The organism is Pseudomonas folii (genome assembly GCF_014357575.1).
Taxonomy (GTDB): domain Bacteria; phylum Pseudomonadota; class Gammaproteobacteria; order Pseudomonadales; family Pseudomonadaceae; genus Aquipseudomonas; species Aquipseudomonas folii.
Window position 1 is genome coordinate 1 of record NZ_JACONW010000107.1, and the last position, 20,205, is coordinate 20,205.

Genomic DNA, 20,205 nt, shown 5'->3' on the forward strand with positions numbered 1-20,205 from the left:
CACAACCCGTGGGACCGGATTCATCCGGGAAGAGGCCGGTACAGACGCCGAATCTCTATTTGCAGAATACCGCCTTCCCGGCTAAAGCCGGTCCCACGTCCCATCAGTGATTCCTGTACGGTGCCTTATCGTCGAAATGCCGCGCAGACCGAGCTCTGCTCCCACAAGGATCACATTCCAGATTAATCTCTCAGCGCCTCTTCAAGAAACGCCACCAACGCCTGCAAACGCGCCGTACGGTTTTTCCGGGAGCGCACCAGCAAGCTGATGGGGGCGCTGTCGAATTCCCACTCCGGCAAGACCCGCACCAGCGTCCCGCTCGCCAGTGCGTCCTTGATGTCCCACTGGGAACGCAACACCAGCCCCTGGTCCTGCTCTGCCCAGCGCCGGGCGACGCTGCCGTCATTGCTGAGCATCGCCGGTTCTATGCGCAAGGTGCGCCGCGTTGACTGCCTTCGCAGTTGCCAGAGGGTCACGTCCTCTTCATTTTCACGAATGCAGATACATCGATGCCGCAATAGATCTTCAGGGGATTCAGGCACTCCGTGTTGCTCAAGATAGGCCGGGCTGGCGCACAGCCAACGCTCGTTGTGGGCCAGCGTACGCACTACCCACGAGCTATCGCTGACGCTACCGATATGGATCACTGCGTCGCAGTCGTGACGGTCGGGCCAGGGTGTTTCGCGCAAATCCAGATGCACCCGAACCTCGGGGTGCAATCTGGCGAAACGTGCCAGCAACGGCGCGATGCGCAACCGGCCGTAACCGAACGGCGCTGCCAGTCTCACGGTGCCACTCAGTTGATCATCGGCCTGTTTGAAATCCTCCGGCAGTGCTTCCAGTTGTTCCAGCAACAACGCGCTCTGCCGGGCGAAACGCTCACCCTCGGCGGTCAGGCTCAACCGTCGAGCAGTGCGATTTGCAAGGCTGATTCCCAGCAAACCTTCCAGCTTGCGCAGGCGCATGGACAGGGCTGGCGGCGAAACATTCAGGCTTCTGGCCGCCGCGCTGAGGGACTCCGAGCGAGCAAGCGTCACTGCCAGACGCAGATCTTCGATGGCGATCATTCAGTTTCACTTAATGATAAATGCCACTGCATTGAAGCACAGACTTACGTTAACGACGTAGATTGGCAGTACGCACCGCCAACAAGAGCCATGACCATGCCGACATTTCAGACCCTGAACACGCCCGCCGCAGTCATCGACATCCCCCGCATGCAGCGCAACATCCAGCGTATGCAGCAAAGAATGCACTCTCTGGGCGCTCGCCTGCGCCCGCATGTGAAAACCAGCAAATGCCTGGCCGTCATCGATGCCCAGCGCACCGCCGGAGCGCAAGGCATCACGGTGTCCACGTTGAAAGAAGCCGCGCACTGTTTCTCCCATGGCATTGACGACATTCTTTACGGCGTGGCCATGGCGCCGGGCAAATTGCAGCAGGCTTTTGAGCTACGGGTGAAGGGCTGTCGCTTGAGTATCGTCACCGACAGCTTGATCGGTGCCCAGGCCATCGTCAGCTTTGGCAGAGCGCATGGGCATTGCTTCGACGTCTGGGTCGAAATCGACAGCGACAGCCATCGCTCCGGGTTGAAAGCCGACGACCCGACGTTGCTGCACGTTGCGCGAACGCTTCATGAAGGAGGCATGCAACTGCTCGGCGTCATGACCCACGCCGGTTCAAGTTACGAGCTCGACAATCCCGAGGCTTTGCAAGCAATGGCCGAACAGGAACGTCGGGCCTGCGTGCTGGCAGCTGAAAAGATCCGCGCCCAAGGGCTGCCCTGCCCTGAAGTCAGCATCGGTTCGACGCCCACGGCACTGTCGGCCACAGACCTTGACGGCGTGACGGAAGTACGCGCGGGGGTTTACGTATTTTTTGATCTGGTGATGCTCAACGTCGGCATCTGCCAGCCAGACGAACTGGCCCTTAGCGTGCTGACTACGGTCATTGGTCATCAGGAAGAGAAAGGCTGGATTATTACCGACGCGGGCTGGATGGCCATGAGTCGGGATCGGGGTACCCAGAAACAGAAACGTGATTTCGGTTATGGGCAGGTCTGCAGCGAAAGCGGCGAATGGGTTGAAGGTGCGGTGTTTGAAGGAGCCAATCAGGAACACGGGATTGTCAGTACTCGCGAAGCCGATATCACCATGCGCTATCCGATCGGCAGCCGCCTGCGCATTCTTCCTAACCATGCGTGCGCCACAGGCGCGCAGTTTCCGGAGTATCAGGCGGTTGATGCCGAAGGTAGGGTGCAGGTTTGGGGGCGGCTGTATGGGTGGTGATATGTGTTTGGCCTTCGCTGGATGTACACAATTTTCTTGTGTACATATCCGTTTTTGCGTTCATGGCTGATATTGGTTGCGCTTTTACAGCGCGTCACTTTTGATAGATCCGGAAGCCAGCCCAGACAAAAGTAAGCAAAACGCTCTTGCCCCACCACTTGGCACCTCGCTGTCGCTCGGTGTACCCGCCCGCAGATCCTGAACCGTGGGCCGCCGCAACGGGCCATCCATGGCCCAATGCGACTAACCCGGCGTCCTTGCCACTCTTCAACTTAGGAGCGCCCCACGCTTCAGAATCTGCGTTCGGCCAGCGTGGTTTAACGGGGCGCCTCAGATCAAAATCAAAAGCGCGGCGGCCTGAGAGCCGACCTGTTTGTGAATTTTTCGGGCTTCTGTAGGACCTGCCGAAGGCTGCGAACCGGTTTGTCAGACAATTACTGTTTTGGCTGTACTGGTGTCTCGCGAACAAGTTCGCTCCTACCGGTCCGAGGTGAAACTGCTGCTTTTGATCTGCTTTTGATTTTGATCTGAGGCGCCCCGTTAAACCACGCCGGCCGGAATTCGATATTGCTGTGTGGGGTGAACCGGCAGGGATGCCGGTTTAGCCGCCTCAGGCCAAGGATGGCCGGTGGCGGCGGCCCCACGCAGCAATGTCGGATTTCGGGTATGCCGAGCGACAGCGAGGCACCCAGTGGTGGGGCATGAGCGTTTTGCTTACTTTTGCGCTCCATCAAAAGTGAGGCGCTGTAAAAGCGCAACCAATACCAGCCATTACCCGACAACGGATATGTACACAGCTAAACGACCCAGCCAACCCTACCCCACCCTCCGCCCCTGCACCGGATAACCCGGATCGGTATAACCATGGGTCGACGTATGCCCCGGCACCACAAGGCTGTCCACCAGCTTCTCATCGTCCGGACCCAGCTCCAGACTCAGCGCCTCCAGATACGTGTCCCAATGCGCCTCAGTCCGGGGCCCGGCAATCGCGGCGCTGATCAGCTTGTTCTTCAAGACCCAGGCCAGCGCGAACGCAATAGACGTAGTGCCCCGCTCAGCCGCATGCACGGCAATCGTCTGGGCAATTTTCAGCGACTCGGGACGCCACTCGGTCTGCTGCAAACGCTTGTCACCGCGGGCCGCCCGGGAGTCTGCCGGAATGTCTGCATCAACCCCGTACTTGCCGCTTAATACGCCTCGTGCCAACGGGCTGTACGACACAACCCCAAGCCCGTACTGCTCGGCGGCAGGCAATTGCTCAACTTCCGCACTACGGTCGACGATGTTATACAGCGGCTCACTCGCCACCGGCCGTTCGATGCCCAATTGATCAGCGATCCGGACCATCTCCGCGATACGCCAGCCATGGAAGTTGGAGACACCGTAGTAGCGGATCTTGCCCTGACGAATCAGGTCGCCGATTGCCCGAACGCCCTCTTCCATCGGTGCATCGGTCAGCGCGCGGTGGAAATACAGCACATCGATGTAATCGGTACCCAATCGTTTCAGGCTGGCTTCAACCGATTGCATGATCCATTTGCGCGACTGGCCTTGCTCGTTTGGCCCTTGGGTCCGGGGCGTGGGGTAACCGAACTTGGTCGCCAGCACCCAACTATCGCGTTGCCGGGCGATGGCACGACCGACGACTTCTTCAGAACCACCGGCATGGTAGGCATCAGCCGTATCGAGGAAGTTGACGCCCTGCTCGAACGCCCTGGCGATGATGCGTTTAGACGTTGGCTCATCGGTTTCGCCGCCAAACATCATGGCGCCCAGGCACAGGGGTGAGACTTTCAGAGCGCTGCGGCCCAAATATCGGTAGTCCATAAGTCCTCTCGAGAGTGGCTGAGATAAGAATTCAGCCCATCCTAGAGAACGAGAGATTATTGAGTAAGATCAAAAAGCGAGATGCAGTCATGAGCAATATTCATGTGTTCAGCCGTAAGGCATCGACCACGATCGCCAAAGCCCGGGAGCTTTGACGGCGACTGGCGTAATACAGATGCAGGCCCGGAAAGGTTGGAAACCAGTCCTCCAGCACCCAGTTCAAACGACCCGCATCGACGTGCGGCTGTGCCAGATCTTCAGGCATATAGGCAAGACCACCGCCATCCAGGGCGGCCTGAAGTATCTGATATACGCCATTGAAAGTCAGTTGCCCCTTCACGCGGATCTGCCGCTCGTCCTTGCCGTTCGCCAGCTCCCAGGCATAACAACCACCATGAGTCGGCAGTCGCAGATTGATGCAATTGTGCTCATGCAGATCATCAGGCTTGAGCGGCATGGCGCGGTTTTCAAGGTACGACGGCGCGCCCACGATGGCCATGCGCATGTCCGGCGCAATGCGCACCGCGATCATGTCCTTGGCGACCTGATCGCCGAGTCGTACACCGATGTCGTAACGCTGAGCGACGATGTCTGTCAGACCGTAGTCAGTCATGATCTCGACTTTGAGGTCGGGGTACTTCGGCAAGACTTTAGCCAGCCTCGGCCAAAGAACTGTGTTGGCGCTGTGGTCGGTAGCGGTAATGCGGATGGTCCCGCGGGGCTTGTCCCGCATGCCTGTTACTTCGGCCAGATCAGCATCTATTTCTTCAAATCGCGGCGCCAGGCTTTCGAACAGCCGCTCCCCTGCTTCGGTGGGTGCCACGCTGCGGGTGGTGCGGGTCAGCAGCCTTACGCCGAGTCGGGTCTCCAGCGAACGAATGGTATGGCTCAGGGCGGATTGAGAAACTCCAAGCTGTGCCGCGGCGCGAGTGAAGCTCCTTTCACGGGCAACCGCAATGAATGCCAGCAGATCGTTATAACTGTCCCGCGCCATTCATGAGCCCTCGTCATCTAATGGGTGGATTAAATCAGCTAACGCTTAATCGTCCACGCTATTTGTTTGCAAGATGTATCGGGGTAGCCACTGACAGACACATACCAAGTGCCCGTTTATGCGGGGTTCAAGGGCATTGATGAGCTCAGCTCAGGGGTGTATTGCGGTCCATGCGCATAGTCCTGCAAGGCTTGGGCAACTACCGTCACAGCTCTCGCACACCCACTACGTGCCGGTCTGCATTCATGAGCAGAACACATAACTGTTAGCGAGCAGAAACCGCAAACTTTCTACGCAGACGGTGAGTCGTAACTTTGACTGTACGAAATGTGACCTGTACGAAACATGACCCACCTGAAACCGGGCAGCCGGACCAGGCCCAAGGCGCAGAGACGCCCGGCATAAGCGAACTTACCGACAAGGCGTCGATACAGATGCCGCTGCCAAGCCACCGCTGAATTCGCAGCCATCCCCATGCATAAGGGGGACAAAACAATGGACGACCGTGACCTGATGAAAATAACCAGACGCAAATTCCTGATCGTGGGCGCGGTGACAGCCACCACGGCCGTACTTCCTCCGTTCATTTCCGCCCTGGCATCGGCGGCCAACCAGATAGCGCGCCCGGTACGCGCACCGGTTTCACTTGAAGTGAATGGCGTGGCTCGACAACTGGATCTGGACACCCGCACTACGTTGCTCGACGCCCTGCGCGAGCACTTGCAACTCACGGGCACCAAAAAAGGCTGCGACCACGGCCAGTGCGGTGCGTGCACCGTGATAGTCAACGGCAAACGCGTCAACTCATGCCTCACCCTCGCCGTCATGCAGCAAGGCTCCAAAGTCACCACCGTCGAAGGCTTGGGCACACCGGACAAGCTGCACGCGATGCAGGCCGCGTTCATCAAGCACGATGGCTTCCAGTGCGGCTATTGCACACCGGGGCAAATCTGTTCGGCAGTGGCCGTCCTCGATGAGATTCGTCAGGGCATTCCTAGCCATGTCAGCCAGAATCTGACTGACCGTCCGCAACTGATAGCCAGTGAATTCCAGGAGCGCATGAGCGGCAATATCTGCCGCTGCGGTGCGTACTCCAACATCATTGCAGCCATCAGCGAAGTCGCGGAGGTAAGCGCATGAGGCCTTTCACTTATGTAAGGGCGCAGTCGCCCGCCGAAGCAGCGGCACAGGCTGCCCAGACCGAAGGTGCCAAGTTCATCGCAGGCGGTACCAATCTGCTGGACTTGATGAAGCTGGAGATTGAAACGCCGCTGCACCTGATCGACGTCAATGACCTCGCGCTGGATCGTATCGAAGCCACGCCCGACGGCGGCCTGCGAATTGGCGCACTGGTACGCAACACTGATCTGGCCGCCGACGCCCGTGTGCGCAAGGATTACGGCCTATTGTCCAGAGCATTGCTGGCCGGGGCTTCCGGGCAACTGCGCAACGCGGCGACCACCGCCGGCAATCTGCTGCAGCGTACACGCTGCCCGTACTTCTACGACACCAATCAGGCATGTAACAAACGCCATCCGGGCAGTGGTTGCGCGGCAATTGGCGGCGTCACACGGCAACTGGGGATTATTGGTGTGAGCAGTGCCTGCATCGCCACCCACCCAAGTGATATGGCCATCGCCATGCGGGTACTGGATGCTCAAGTAGAGACCGTACGCCCGGACGGTACAACCCGGGTCATTCCCATTGCTGACTTTCACCGCTTGCCCGGCAATACGCCCAACATCGAAACCTCGTTGGCAGCCAACGAGTTGATCACCGCCGTCACCCTCCCCGCGCCGATTGGCGGCACGCACATCTACCAGAAAGTCCGTGACCGGGCGTCCTACGCATTTGCGCTGATTTCAGTTGCCGCAGTGATTCAAAGCAATGGCAAAGGCCGTGTAGCGCTGGGCGGTGTGGCGCATAAACCCTGGCGCGTTGAAGACGCTGAATCGCTGATGCCCGACGGCGCCAAGGCGGTCATGACCAGGCTACTGGCCGGTGCCACGCCGACCCACGAGAATGAATTCAAAGTCACCCTCGCCGAGCGCACGCTGGCTTCGGTTATGGCGCAAGCGAGGGCTACCTCATGAAATTTGATACCCCGGCCAGCAACAACCCCATCGACCAGCTCAAAGTCGTCGGCAAGGCCACACCACGTATTGACGGCAAACTGAAAACCACCGGCCAGGCGCATTACGCCTACGAGCATCACGATGCCGTGCCGAATCAGGCTTATGGCTACGTGGTCACCTCCGCCATTGCCAAAGGCCGTATTAGCTCGATGAACCTGGAGGCCGCCAACGCCGCGCCTGGAGTCATCGGGATCGTTACCGCCGCCAGCGCGGGCAAGCTTGGCAAAGGCAAATACAACACCGCCACACTGCTCGGCGGTCCGGAGATCCAGCATTACCACCAGGCAATTGCGCTGGTGGTGGCGGAGTCCTTCGAGCAGGCACGCACCGCTGCGCAGCTGGTGCAGGTCGAGTACCTGCGCAGTAACGGCGAATACGATCTGGGCCGCGACCTGAATGCAGCCGTGAAAACCGAGGGTGAAGCGCCCGATACCGCGCGCGGCGACTTTGCGGGGGCGTTCAGTTCGGCTGCTGTGCAATTCGATGCGACCTACACCACTCCGGATCAGTCCCACGCGGCCATGGAACCGCATACCTCCATGGCGACCTGGGAAGGTGAAAAGCTGATCCTGTGGACGTCCAACCAGATGATTGCCTGGAGCGTCGGTGATATCGCCACCACCCTGGGCATGGCCAAGGAAAATGTGCGCCTGGTCTCGCCCTACATAGGCGGTGGCTTTGGCGGTAAACTGTTCATCCGCTCTGACGCGATCCTCGCAGCGCTGGGCGCAAGACAGTGCGGCCGTCCAGTGAAGGTTGCGCTGGCCCGCCCGCAGATCATCAACAACACTACCCACCGTCCGGCCACCATTCAGCGCATTCGTATCGGTGCAGGCAAGGACGGCAAGATCACCGCAATTGCTCATGAAGGCTGGTCCGGTGACCTCGCAGGCGGTGGCGTGGAAAACGCCGTGCAGCCCACCCAGTTTCTGTATGCCGGTGAAAACCGCATGACCGCCATGCGCCTTGCCACGCTGGATCTGCCGGAAGGCAATGCCATGCGCGCGCCGGGTGAAACACCGGGTTTGATGGCGCTGGAAATTGCCATGGACGAGATGGCGGAGAAGCTCAACATGGACCCGATTGAGTTCAGGGTCCTGAACGATACTCAAGTCGACCCCAACAACCCGCAGCGGCCCTTCTCGCAACGCAACCTGATCCAGTGCCTGCGCACCGGTGCCGAGCGGTTTGGCTGGAACAAACGCAACCCGCGTCCCGGCATGCAGCGCGAAGGCAACTGGCTGATCGGGATGGGCGTCGGCTGCGCCTATCGCAACAACATTCTGCTCAAATCCGGCGCTCGGGTACGTCTGGGCAGCAACGGCAAGGTCACGGTGGAAACCGACATGACCGACATCGGTACTGGCAGTTACACGATCATTGCCCAGACAGCGGCAGAAATGATGGGCGTAACGCTGGATGATGTGGTGGTGCGTCTGGGCGACTCGAACTTCCCGGTTTCAGCGGGTTCAGGCGGCCAGTTCGGTGCCAACTGCTCGACTGCCGGTGTCTATGCGGCTTGTGTGAAGTTGCGTGAAGCGGTCACCAAACGCCTGGGTTACACCGCCGACGATGCCGTTTTCGCGGACGGTCAGGTGCAGTTTGCAGGACGCAGCGTTCCGCTGGGCCAGGCTGCGCGTAACGGAGAGCTGGTGGCCGAGGACTCCATCGAGTTTGCCGAGCTGGCCAAGAAGTACCAGCAATCAACCTTTGGCGCGCATTTCGTCGAAGTCGCCGTCAACATGGCAACTGGGGAAACCCGCGTACGGCGCATGCTGGCCGTTTGTGCTGCAGGCCGCATTCTCAACCCGACATCGGCCCGCAGCCAGGTCATCGGGGCGATGACCATGGGAGTCGGTGCAGCGCTGATGGAAGAGCTGGCAGTGGACAAACGACTGGGCTTTTTCGTCAATCACGACCTGGCGGGTTACGAAGTGCCGGTACACGCCGACATTCCCGAACAGGAAGTGATTTTCCTCGACGAAACCGACCCGGTGTCATCGCCCATGAAAGCCAAGGGTGTCGGCGAACTGGGCCTTTGCGGCGTGAGCGCGGCCATTGCCAATGCGATCTACAACGCTACCGGAGCAAGGGTTCGCGAGTATCCGATTACCCTGGATAAGGTCTTGAAGTCATTGCCCGAGATGATTTAAGCGAACGGATGCACATTTCTCTTTAGGAGCTGCCGAAGGCTGCGATGGCGGTGTATCAGGATGGACGCCATCGCAGCCTTCGGCATCTCCTAAAGAGGATCGGGTTTCAAATCAGACCATCGTGCTCGTTTGATAACAACCTCACTTCGCCACGCTCACTCAGCGTCAAACATCCAGACCTGCACCGCTGAACATAAAAAAGGCCACCCCTCAACGGAGTAGAACCGGGGTGGCCCAGGTAACTCAACGTTGCTGATCCGTCGGTTAGCCCTCAGATCAGCGTATCTTGGCGTATTCCTGCTCGCTCACCTGCTCCATCCAGTTCACGACCTTGCCATCCAGTGCCTCAGCAATGGCGACATGAGTCATGCCGGTGGTCGCCGTCGCGCCGTGCCAATGCTTGACGCCGGGCGGAATCCACACGCTGTCACCGGCCTTGATCACCTGGATCGCCTTGCCTGACTCCTGCACCAGCCCCGTACCCGCTGTGACAATCAATGTCTGTCCCAAGGGGTGCGTATGCCAGGCAGAACGGGCACCCGGCTCGAACGTCACCGTCGCTCCGCTGACCCTGGCAGGCTCAGTCCCTTTGAACGGCGCATCGACCCGCACCGTTCCGGTGAAAAAGTCCGCCGAGCCCTTGACCGAGGGTTGTGATCTGTTAGGTGTGACAGTCACCGGCATCGTCTCCGCGTAGGACTCGAACGCAAATAACGAGAGCGATAAAGCGGCAGTGGCAAGTGTTCTCATGATGGACCTCACTGGCATTCGTTCAGCTCTGAAACATGGATGCGAGACGCCGCAACTCAGCCTTGAGTGCCGCGACTTGCAAAGACTTCTTTCAACACCGGCACAGCCGACATTGCCTTTGGCCAACCGGTGTAGAACGCGAGATGCGTAACCACTTCAGCCGCCTGCTCGCGGGTCAGACCGTTGTCCATGGCGCGGTTAAGGTGGAAAGGCAGTTGTGCTGCCTGACCTTGGGTGATCAGCGCAGCGACGGTCACCAGACTGCGATCCCGTGCCGTCAGGCTGGTTTGCCGCCAAACGTCCGCAAACAGCACATCGTCGGTAAAACGTCCCAGCTCCGGGGCAACATCCGCCGTCGCCGCAGCGACAGCCGCTTTACGCTTGGCTTCGCTGGCCGGGTCAAGCGTCAACGGCTCTGTGGGCGGTGGCACGATCTGCTCAGCAGGAATACCCCGCTCGTCAAAGACCTTTTTCGCCACGCCCACCGCCGACATCGCGTTCGGCCAGCCGGAATAGAACGCAAGATGCGTGATCAGCGCGCTGATTTCACTGGGCTTGAGACCGTTATCGAGACCCAGCTTCACGTGGGCGGTCATCTGTGCGGTCTGCCCGCCAGCCACCAGCGCAGAGAGTGTGATCAGGCTGCGATCACGAGGCGACAGCTCCTTGCGCTTCCAGACTTCGCCGAACAGCAATTCAGTGGTGTAGTGGTAAAGCTGAGGCGTGACGTCCAGAACATCAGGCGACGGCTTCGGATCAGGCCTGGCCCTGGATTCACTGCCGTCGGATGCGGCAGCAAAAAAGAGCGTGGCGAACGCGGTTGCTAATAGCTTCATGCATGGGCCTTTCAGATAGATGAATGTGCTTGGGCTCGGGCCCGGCGGGCAAACGATCCTCGGACGTTAAAGCACTGAAAGGATCAGGACTACGGGGCTATATCCGCATGCAACCATGAGTGGAATTCAGCAATAAGTGTGGGGGCTGGGAACGCGATGCATCAACCACCAGAGAAAACGCCAGCGAGGCAGGACGCCGGTTCGGGTAATAAAGTTGATAACCGCACATGGCGGACACGCCTCGTCGAACCCAGCAATCAATCGACCGTCCTCAGTGAACGGCGCTGCCCGGTCTTCCTGCAAATAAGCAAGCCGCGGCCAAAGCAAGAAATTAAATAACCAAGGAACATAATAAAAATAACAACAAATCAACAAAACACATATTAGCTTAGAACCAAAAAGCCTTTTACAGCAGCCAACCATAAGAATACGGTCTTAGATAATCAGCCTGACCGTATGATCTGTCAGCCTTCCGTGCGCCTACTTTCCCGCTGTGTAAAGGATTCATCCATGCCCCTGAGACATTCCTCGGCAACACCCAATCACGCCACAGGCGCAGCGATACACAGCCTCATGGGTCAAGGGTCGAGGATTGCGCAATGAGTAAACGCTTCCCCTTGCTTCGCCTGCTGGCCGCCTGTGCAACCGCCGCCACCCTGCTGGGCTGCTCACCGTCCGCTCAGGATGTGGATGCCAACAAGACTCTGAAGATCGCTTTTTTCCGCGATAACACCACGTTGGTCAGCCTCGACCCCTTTCAGGTTTACTGGCTGGAGCACCGCGTGGTGCTGCGCAACGTTGCCGAGTCGTTGACCGATCAGGACCCGCAGAACGGCAAGATCATTCCCTGGCTGGCTGAAAGCTGGGAAGTCAGCGATAACGCTCTGGAATACACCTTCCATCTGCGCAAAGACGTGACCTTCAGCAACGACACGCGCTTCGATGCCCAGGCAGTAAAAACCGCTTACGACTCCAATAAGGCCTTCGCCGCCCAACTGCCCACCACATTCGGCGCGACCTATCTGAAAGGCTACGACCACGCAGAAGTCGTCGATGACTTCACCGTTAAGCTGGTGCTGTCCACACCTAACGCGGGCTTCCTGCAAGCCACCTCCACCACCAACCTTTCGATTCTCGCGCCGGAATCCTACAAGCGCAGCGTGAAGGAGCGTTCATTGGGCGCGATTATTGGAACCGGGCCATTCGTGCTGGAGCGCTACACCCCGGAAAGCGGCCTGAAGCTAGTGAAACGCATAGGCTATGCCTGGCCATCCGCCAACGCGAAGAACAAGGGCGAAGCACACCTCAATACCGTTGAAGTCAGCTATGTACCGGAAGAGAGTGTGCGCAACGGCCAGTTCGTACAGGGCCAGGTGGACATTCTCTGGCCCCGCGCGCCTTTTTCCGAAGTCGACCTGAACCTGTTCAAGTCCAAAGGCGCAACCATCCAGAGTCGTTCGCTGCCAGGCCCGGCGCTGAATTTCTACCCCAACACCCGTGGCACGCGCATCCTCGCGGATCGCAATGTGCGCCTGGCGCTGCAAAAAGGTATCGACCGCAAGACCTACGCCGCCACCGTGTACAACCCGCAATTTCCGGTGGTGACCAGCATCTACGACGTGACCACGCCGTATTACAAGAACAAGTCCGATCAACTGACCTACGACCCGCAAGGTGCGGAGAAGCTGCTGGATGAAGCAGGCTGGCAAAAAGGTCCGGATGGCTATCGCAGCAAGGACGGCAAACGCCTCAAGCTGGTCTATAACCTGTCCCCCGCTGAAGGTGCGGGGGATGTGCTGATCCAGGACCAACTGCGCAAGATCGGCATCGAGCTCAAGCTCAACGTGCTGACCACCGCTGAATGGGCGGCCGCCAACGCCTCGGGCAACTATGACCTGACCTCCACCTACATGACCCGTGCCGACCCGATCATTCTGCAAACCATTATCGATCCACGCTCCGCCAACAGCTCGACCCTCGCCACCAACCTGTATGCACCGGAAACCCTGCCCAACGCACTGGAACTGTTTGATGCGGGCCTGACTGCCACACAGGCCGAACAACGCGCCAAGGCTTACGGCGATCTGCAGGATCTGCTGATCGAAGAAGGCTCGGCATTCCCGATCTACGAGCGCGTCTGGCAGGCCGCGACCGCCAAGAAAGTCCATAATTTCTACTGGACTGCCGAAGGCTTCGCGCTGCTCAACGACATCGAGATTGCAGCGCCATGAGCCGCTATGTGATCGGCCGGATTGGCCAGGCGCTGCTGGTGTTGTGGGGCGCGTACAGCGTGACGTACTTCATCCTGTATTTACTGCCGGGTGACACGCTGTCGATCATGCTCAGTGCCTCGGGTGTCGAAATCGATGCGCTGTCGCCTGAAGAAATCGCCAAGGCACAAGCCTATTACGGTCTGGATGGCGGGATTTTCCAGCAGTACTTCCACCTGTTGTGGGGCGCGGTGCAGGGTGATTTTGGCAGCTCGCTGACCCTCAACCGTCCGGTGGCTGAATTGCTCGTCGAGCGCTTGCCGCAGACATTGGCGCTGGCTGGCCTGGCCATCGTGTTTTCACTGATTGGCGGCATCGGTCTGGCGTACCTCACCGCCTATGTGCGCTGGCAACCGCTGAAGGTCGCCTTGGCCCGACTGCCGTCACTGGGCTTTTCAGTGCCGGTGTTCTGGATGGGCCTGCTGCTGATTCAGTTGTTCGCCTTCACCCTGGGCTGGTTTCCGGCCACCGGCAATCAGGGCTTCTCCAGCCTGATCCTGCCCGCCGTCACCCTGGCTATTCCCAGTGCAGCGGTCTACGCCCAAGTGCTGCAGCGCGGATTTCAGGGTGTCTGGAAAGAACCCTACATCATCACCGCCTATGCCAAAGGCCTGAGCCGCGCTCAGGTCCAGGCCCGGCACGCATTCAAGAACGCCGCTCTGCCGTTGCTGACCCTGATCGGGCTGCAAGTGGGTAACACGGTGTCCGGAGCCGTGCTGGTGGAAACCATTTTTGCCCGCTCCGGCGTCGGTCGGCTTGCGCAAGAAGCCGTGCTGCGCCAGGACATCCCCGTGGTACTGGCAATCGTTGCGATTTCGGCGGCGGCCTTTGTGTTGATCAACCTGATCGTCGATCTGCTCTACCCCGCCCTCGACCCGCGTATCGCCCACACACCAAAGGTCTCCTGACGCCATGACTATTTTTGATAATCGCCTTGAACGTCTGGCCCGCAACTTCACCAAGACGGCTGCGGCACCGCCTGCACTGTGGCGCCGCCGCAGTCGTTTCAGCCGGGCACTGGAGGCCACTCAACCGCTGTTGCGCCGACCGGGTTTCGTGCTGGCGGTGGCAATCATCGCCTTTGCGTTGTTGTCCGCCTTGGCCCCCAACCTGCTCACCCACTTTGCGCCTTACGCCACCTCTCCCATCGACAAACTTACACCGCCCAATGGTGTGCACTGGTTCGGCACCGATGAACTGGGCCGAGACCTGTACACTCGCGTGGTCTATGGATCCAGCCTCTCGGTACAGGCAGCATTGCTCGCGGTCGGCATCGCGCTGGCGGGGGGCTTGAGCCTGGGCATCGTCTCCGGTTTCGCTGGCGGACGTATCGACGCCGTGATCATGCGCTTCATCGATGTACTGTTGGCCCTGCCCGGTCTGCTGCTCGCACTGGCTATCGTTACCGCGATCGGCTTCGGCACCATTCCGGTAGCCATCGCGGTAGGCGTCGGGATCATTCCCGGCTTCGCCCGAACCACCCGCGCCGAAGTGCTGCGGATCAAAACCCTGCCCTATGTCGAGGCTGCACGCCTGGGCGGTGCCAGCTGGACCCGGACGCTGTTGCGGCACATTCTGCCCAACGCCTGGGGCCCGGTTGCGGTGCTGGCCACGCTGGATTTCGGCGCGGCCATTCTCGCCACCGCGGGCCTGAGCTTTCTCGGTTTCGGCGCCGAGCCTCCGGCTGCCGAATGGGGCACGCTGATCGCCAACGGTCGTCACTTCCTGATGACAGCGCCGTGGGTATCGTTGCTGCCGGGGCTGTTCGTAGTCGCTGTGGTGTTCAGCTTCAACCACATCGCCCGCACCCTTGAGGAGACTCAACGATGAGCATCACCGATGCATTGATTGACGTGCGCCAACTGGCTGTTGCCTACCGTTTTGGCGGGCAGGTCAATCAGGCTGTACGCGGCGTGTCCTTTCAGGTTGCCAAGGGTGAAACCTTGGCCATCGTCGGTGAGTCCGGCTCCGGCAAGTCCACCATGGCGAACGCTATTCTTGGTCTGCTGCCAGACAACGCCGTAGTAACCGGCGGCGAACTGTGGGTCGACGGCACGGACCTGACACACGCATCCGAACGTCAGAAACGCCAGCTTCGTGGCAGCACTATTGGCTTGGTGCCTCAGGACCCGATGGTCGGTTTGAACCCGACCCTGCGCATCGGCAAGCAAATCGGCGAAGCGTTGATTCAGGCTCATGGTCGTCGTTATCCGGCAGTGGACGCCGATGTGCTGGAGTTGCTGCAACAGGTTGGTCTGGACAAGCCGCTGCTGCGCGCCCGACAGTACCCTCACGAACTGTCTGGCGGCATGCGTCAACGGGTGCTGATTGCAATTGCATTGGCGGGCAATCCACGGCTGATCATCGCCGACGAGCCCACCAGCGCGCTGGACGTGACCGTACAACGCAAGATTCTTGACCACCTGCAAAGACTGGTGGCCGAGCGCGGTATTTCGCTGCTGATCATCACCCACGACCTGGGCGTGGCCGCTGACCGCGCGGACCGGGTACTGGTGATGAAAGGCGGCGAACTGGTCGAGCAAGGTCCGCCGCAACAGATCCTGATCAACCCCAGCCACTCCTATACCCAGGCACTGATCGCCGCCGCGCCCGCTTTCGGCCAGCGCAAGACGCCCGTTGCACCTCGCACTCTGGCGAAGGGGGCGGCACCTATTCTGACGCTGGAGAATGTCGGCAAGTCGTTTCGGTTACCCTATGTGAAAGGCGAAAACGCTGAATTCCAGGCCCTTGAAGACGTCAATTTCAAAGTCTATCCGGGACAGACACTGGCTATTGTGGGCGAGTCCGGCTCGGGTAAAAGCACCGCGTTGCGCATTGCATTAGGTCTGGAAAAGCCGTGTCAGGGGCGCGTGTTGTTCGAGGACCAAGACATCACCCATCTCGGCTGGCGTGACTTCCGCCCGTTACGTAGACGTATGCAACTGGTCCAGCAAAACCCCTTCGCCGCCCTCGATCCGCGTTTCACCTTGTTCGAGAGCATCATCGAGCCGCTGGTGTCGTTCGGGCTGCTCAAGGGCCGGGACCTGGAGCAGGCAGCGCGCAAACTGATCGAGCGGGTGCATCTGCCGGTGGCGTATCTGGATCGTTTGCCACGAGAGCTTTCCGGGGGCCAGCGGCAGCGTGTCGCCATCGCCCGGGCACTGGCGTTGCAGCCGGACTTGCTGCTGCTCGATGAGCCGGTCTCCGCCCTCGACGTGTCTGTACAGGCGCAAATTCTTGATCTGCTGGTGGAATTGCAAGGCGAATTGGGCATTGCCTACGTGCTGGTGTCTCACGACCTCGCGGTGGTCGCCAGCGTGGCTCATCAGGTGTTGGTATTGCGCCAGGGCAAGACCGTTGAACAAGGCGCTGCCAGCGACATCTTCGACCAGCCGGAAGCGGCGTATACCCGCGAGCTGATTGATGCGATACCGGGGCGACGGCTAGAGCTGGCAGCGCAGTATTGAGTTGAAATCCATTCGGCAGCGCTCATCAAACAAAATATAACCACATGATTTGGAATGCTCTTCTGTAGGAGTGAGCTTGCTCGCGATAGCATCAGCACAGGCAATATATTCATCGACTGATAGACCGAATCGCGAGCAAGCTCACTCCTACAGGTACTGTGTTTACAGCTCGATGTTGGTACCCATCCCACGAGGACAATCATGACCCACACTATTCTGGCTTTGACCCTCGCCTCGCTTCTCGCACCGGCCCTCAGCCAGGCTACGAAAACGGATATCACTGACGCGCTGGACGCTGAAGATCACGTTGCGGTTTTTGACGCCGGTGGGTGAGTAGTGTTTTTTTGATTTGGAATGTAGCTGTTCTATGGGAGTGCCGACGTTGGCCTGCAAACACAGTTCCCGTGGGAATTCATTCGCGAAGGGGCCGGTGCATCCGCAACCTGTGTCTCGCCTGAAATACCACTTTCCCGAATGAATTCGGTCCCACCCGCCCATCACTCGCCTGAGGTCATGGCCAATCGGTAGACGGCCGAGACTAAGCGCGCCAGCACACCCGATCAAATCTGGGTAACGATTTGTAAAACATCACCGACCATCTCACCGACGGGCGCGCTTCTCAAGGGGTTTGGATGTGTTTCTATCCATGACACCCCTGTTACACATTCCCGAATGAAAGGAGTCGTCGAATGCCCGCCCACTCGTTAAGCCGCCGTCACTTCATTCAAGCAAGCTCAGCGCTGGCCGCAATGGCTGCCTTGTCTCCCCTGCTTCCGGCATTTGCGTCGACATCGCTGTTGAACCGCAAGATTCCCTCATCAGGTGAAGACTTGCCGGTGATTGGCCTGGGCACCGCCCGCACCTTCAACTTTGCATTGACTTCAGAAGAGATGACTCCGGCGCTGGAAGTCCTCAAGACGCTACTGAATGGCGGCGCAAAGTTGATCGACACCGCGCCGAGTTATGGCGACTCACAGGCCGTCACAGGTGAATTGCTGACCCGCGCCAAAGCCCATGGCCAGGCCTTTATCGCCACCAAGGTTTCGTCAACAGGGCGAGAAGCGGGTTTGCAGCAAATAGAGCAAGCGTTCAAACAACTGCAGACCGAGCGTATCGACCTGATTCAGGTGCACAACCTGCAAGACACCACCACACAGCTGCAGACCTTGCGCGAACTCAAGCAACAGGGCCGTATTCGCTACATTGGCGTGACGCATTACGTCGAGTCGGCTCACGATGAACTGCTGGCGGTGCTACAGAAAGAGAAAGTCGATTTCGTTCAGGTCAACTACTCCATTGGCGCCCGCAATGCTGAAAAGCGTCTATTGCCGTGGTGCGCCGATAATGGCGTCGCAGTGCTGGCCAACCGCACCTTTGAGGCCGGAAGACTGTTTGCCAAGGTCAAAGGCAAGCCATTGCCGGATTGGGCATCTGCCGAACTGGACGCCAGTTCATGGGCACAACTGATGCTCAAATTTGTGCTCGCCAACCCAGCCCTAACTGCAGTGATTCCGGCGACCAGCAACCCGCGTTATGCTGCCGACAACCTGCTGGCAGGCCAGGGTCGGTTGCCAGACGCCAGGTTGCGTGAGCGGATCGCCGAACAGTTCGCCTGATCACCCAAGCCGGGAGCGTATCCGTGTCCTTTGTTAACCACCCACTGATCCGCCGAGCTGCCCGTGTCATCAACGCCGAGCCGGAAGAATTGCGACCGGCACTGGCTGGCTTTGCCCTCTTCTTCTGCCTGTTCTGTGGCTATTTCATGCTGCGCCCGATTCGTGAAGCCATGGGCATTCAGGCGGGTGTCGAGAACCTGCAGTGGTTATTCACGGCGACATTCGTGGCCATGCTGATCGCAGTTCCGTTGTTCGGCTGGCTCAACTCTGTGGTACCACGGGTACAGTTCGTCGACTGGGTATACGGATTCTTTGCCATCAACCTGCTGTTTTTTGCCCTGACTTTTGCCCTTCATGACGACAGCGTCTGGCTGGCGCGAGCGTTCTACGTGTGGATCTCGGTCTACAACCTGTACGTGGTGTCAGTGGCCTGGAGCCTGATGGCCGACGCGTTCGATGGCGCGCAGGCACGGCGGTTGTTTGCGTTTATCGCGGCGGGCGCCAGTGTGGGCGGCTTGCTGGGGCCACTGATCAGTGCGTTCTCTATTGACGTGCTCGGCCAAGGCGGACTGGCGCTGTTCAGTGCGTTATTGCTGCTGCTGGCATTGGCACTCAAACGCTACCTCATGGCGTGGCGCGAATCTGGCGGCGCAGGACGGCCAGGTGCGCCACCCGCTGAAAACCCGCGTCGGCCAGTGGCGGGCAACCCGTTCAGCGGCATGCTGCGAGTGCTGCGTTCGCCATATCTACTGGGCGTGTGCCTGTTTGTCGTGTTGCTCGCCACTGCCAGCACCTTTCTGTATTTCGAGCAGGCACGACTGGTTTCGGAGTTGTTTGCTACACGTGAGGAACAGATCCGCGTATTTGGCCTGATCGACTTTGCGGTGCAGGCCGGTGCTCTGGTCTCGCAATTGTTCATCACCGGACGCATCGCTCAACGCTTCGGTATCCGGGTGCTGCTGGCGGGCGTTCCGGCGCTGGTCTGCATCGGCTTCATCGGCCTGGCGCTGGCACCGACCTTCGCCATGTTGGCTGGGTTGATGATCGTGCGGCGTATTGGCGAGTACGCCTTTATACGTCCCGGCCGGGAAATGCTCTTCGCCCCGCTGGATGCGGAGACCAAGTACAAGGCCAAGAACTTCATCGACACTGTGGTCTATCGCGGTGGCGACGCCATCAGCGGCTGGGCCAAGAGCCTGCTGGACATGCTGGGTCAAGGCACTGCGCCGGTGGCCTTGGTGGGCGCAATCTGTGCGGCACTCTGGGCGGTTACGGGGTGGTATCTGGGGCGGCGCATGGATCGGGACGTGATCGAAGAGCGTGTGAAACACACTGATCATCTGGATTGAAATGCGATTCCTGTAGGAGCTGCCGAAGGCTGCGAAGCATTTATCCTGATACACCGCTATCGCAGCCTTCGGCAGCTCCTACACAGACTGTGTGAAAACTACTGCAGGCTGGGCACCTTCGGTGCTACGCGCACAATACTGCGTTAAAAACAGGCGAAAAATGCTCATTCGCTACGTAAGGATCACTGAACTCGATCTGCTCAGCGCGCACGGGCTCGATGGCCAGAAATGCGACGGTCCATGCAGCCTGTTCCAGTGCGGCGAACACCTTGCCTGCCGCATCGAACGTAACCATCTCCAGACGCACGCCCAATTCCTCGGCCAGTGCTTTCGCGAGCTGCACAGAAACGCCTTGGGGCTGCCATCGGCCGCCTGCTGCGCGAGCACCGGATTGCCAAAATTGATGGCAGCACGCAGAACACCGTCAGGCGCCAGGTCAGCCAGTACCGCCGGGGATATTTCGTTCATGTTTTCTCCTGATTTTTAGGTGTTTATGTGGTCTTCCGGCGCGGCACGGTGG

Annotated in this window: 16 protein-coding genes and 1 pseudogene; 11 read left to right on the forward strand and 6 right to left on the reverse strand. The window is 59.2% G+C overall.

The window, feature by feature from the left end:
• Positions 1-182 precede the first annotated feature (182 nt).
• Positions 183-1,067: a LysR family transcriptional regulator gene (locus H8S59_RS19345; RefSeq protein WP_187522472.1), complete on the reverse strand. Its 885-nt coding sequence runs from the start codon at positions 1,065-1,067 to the stop codon at positions 183-185.
• 96 nt (positions 1,068-1,163) lie between these two features.
• Between H8S59_RS19345 and H8S59_RS19350 the strand changes: the two genes are divergently transcribed.
• Positions 1,164-2,288, forward strand: a complete 1,125-nt coding sequence (locus tag H8S59_RS19350; RefSeq protein WP_187522473.1) for a DSD1 family PLP-dependent enzyme — start codon at positions 1,164-1,166, stop codon at positions 2,286-2,288.
• A gap of 816 nt (positions 2,289-3,104) precedes the next feature.
• Here H8S59_RS19350 and H8S59_RS19355 read toward each other — a convergent pair.
• Complete coding sequence (locus tag H8S59_RS19355) at positions 3,105-4,115, reverse strand: aldo/keto reductase (protein WP_187522474.1); 1,011 nt, start codon at positions 4,113-4,115, stop codon at positions 3,105-3,107.
• Between the two features lie 100 nt (positions 4,116-4,215).
• The gene (locus tag H8S59_RS19360; protein ID WP_187522475.1) at positions 4,216-5,109 is read right to left on the reverse strand and encodes a LysR family transcriptional regulator; all 894 of its coding nucleotides are present in this window, start codon (positions 5,107-5,109) and stop codon (positions 4,216-4,218) included.
• A 513-nt stretch (positions 5,110-5,622) separates the two neighbouring features.
• Between H8S59_RS19360 and paoA the strand changes: the two genes are divergently transcribed.
• The 3 genes from paoA to paoC are packed head-to-tail and all read left to right on the forward strand — an operon-like array spanning position 5,623 to position 9,397.
• Positions 5,623-6,249 carry an aldehyde dehydrogenase iron-sulfur subunit PaoA gene (gene paoA / locus H8S59_RS19365; RefSeq protein WP_246475469.1) on the forward strand — a complete coding sequence of 209 codons (627 nt, stop codon included), beginning with the start codon at positions 5,623-5,625 and terminating at the stop codon, positions 6,247-6,249.
• Positions 6,246-7,202, forward strand: a complete 957-nt coding sequence (locus tag H8S59_RS19370; RefSeq protein WP_095102101.1) for an FAD binding domain-containing protein — start codon at positions 6,246-6,248, stop codon at positions 7,200-7,202. Before paoA ends, H8S59_RS19370 begins: the two co-directional genes overlap by 4 nt.
• Positions 7,199-9,397 (forward strand): aldehyde oxidoreductase molybdenum-binding subunit PaoC, encoded by a 2,199-nt coding sequence (gene paoC / locus H8S59_RS19375; protein ID WP_187522477.1) that lies wholly within the window; start codon positions 7,199-7,201, stop codon positions 9,395-9,397. Before H8S59_RS19370 ends, paoC begins: the two co-directional genes overlap by 4 nt.
• A 276-nt stretch (positions 9,398-9,673) precedes the next feature.
• Here the strand turns inward: paoC and H8S59_RS19380 are convergent, their stop codons facing one another.
• Together H8S59_RS19380 and H8S59_RS19385 are read right to left on the reverse strand one after the other, a co-directional pair.
• Complete coding sequence (locus H8S59_RS19380) at positions 9,674-10,147, reverse strand: (R)-mandelonitrile lyase (protein WP_187522478.1); 474 nt, start codon at positions 10,145-10,147, stop codon at positions 9,674-9,676.
• A 56-nt stretch (positions 10,148-10,203) separates the two neighbouring features.
• Entirely contained in the window at positions 10,204-10,983 is a 780-nt protein-coding gene (locus H8S59_RS19385; RefSeq protein ID WP_187522479.1) for a carboxymuconolactone decarboxylase family protein, read from the reverse strand.
• A gap of 599 nt (positions 10,984-11,582) precedes the next feature.
• Here H8S59_RS19385 and H8S59_RS19390 point away from each other — a divergent pair.
• The 7 genes from H8S59_RS19390 to H8S59_RS19415 all read left to right on the forward strand — a co-directional run bounded on the left by H8S59_RS19390 (position 11,583) and on the right by H8S59_RS19415 (position 19,685).
• Complete coding sequence (locus tag H8S59_RS19390) at positions 11,583-13,214, forward strand: ABC transporter substrate-binding protein (protein ID WP_187522480.1); 1,632 nt, start codon at positions 11,583-11,585, stop codon at positions 13,212-13,214.
• Complete coding sequence (locus tag H8S59_RS19395; RefSeq protein WP_187522481.1) at positions 13,211-14,161, forward strand: ABC transporter permease; 951 nt, start codon at positions 13,211-13,213, stop codon at positions 14,159-14,161. Before H8S59_RS19390 ends, H8S59_RS19395 begins: the two co-directional genes overlap by 4 nt.
• Before the next feature lie 4 nt (positions 14,162-14,165).
• On the forward strand, positions 14,166-15,083 hold the full coding sequence (locus H8S59_RS19400; protein WP_187522482.1) for an ABC transporter permease: 918 nt from the start codon (positions 14,166-14,168) through the stop codon (positions 15,081-15,083).
• Positions 15,080-16,720, forward strand: coding sequence for a dipeptide ABC transporter ATP-binding protein (locus H8S59_RS19405; RefSeq protein WP_187522483.1), 1,641 nt, complete (start codon positions 15,080-15,082; stop codon positions 16,718-16,720). The genes H8S59_RS19400 and H8S59_RS19405 overlap by 4 nt, the downstream gene beginning before the upstream one ends.
• A gap of 201 nt (positions 16,721-16,921) precedes the next feature.
• Positions 16,922-17,053, forward strand: a complete 132-nt coding sequence (locus H8S59_RS27095; RefSeq protein ID WP_281391337.1) for a hypothetical protein — start codon at positions 16,922-16,924, stop codon at positions 17,051-17,053.
• 356 nt (positions 17,054-17,409) lie between these two features.
• Entirely contained in the window at positions 17,410-18,336 is a 927-nt protein-coding gene (locus H8S59_RS19410) for an aldo/keto reductase (protein ID WP_187522484.1), read from the forward strand.
• A gap of 23 nt (positions 18,337-18,359) precedes the next feature.
• Positions 18,360-19,685, forward strand: a complete 1,326-nt coding sequence (locus tag H8S59_RS19415) for an NTP/NDP exchange transporter (RefSeq protein ID WP_343073068.1) — start codon at positions 18,360-18,362, stop codon at positions 19,683-19,685.
• Between the two features lie 163 nt (positions 19,686-19,848).
• Here H8S59_RS19415 and H8S59_RS19420 read toward each other — a convergent pair.
• Positions 19,849-20,153, reverse strand: a pseudogene (locus H8S59_RS19420) (transporter substrate-binding domain-containing protein); the annotation flags it as partial.
• Between the last annotated feature and the right edge of the window lie 52 nt (positions 20,154-20,205).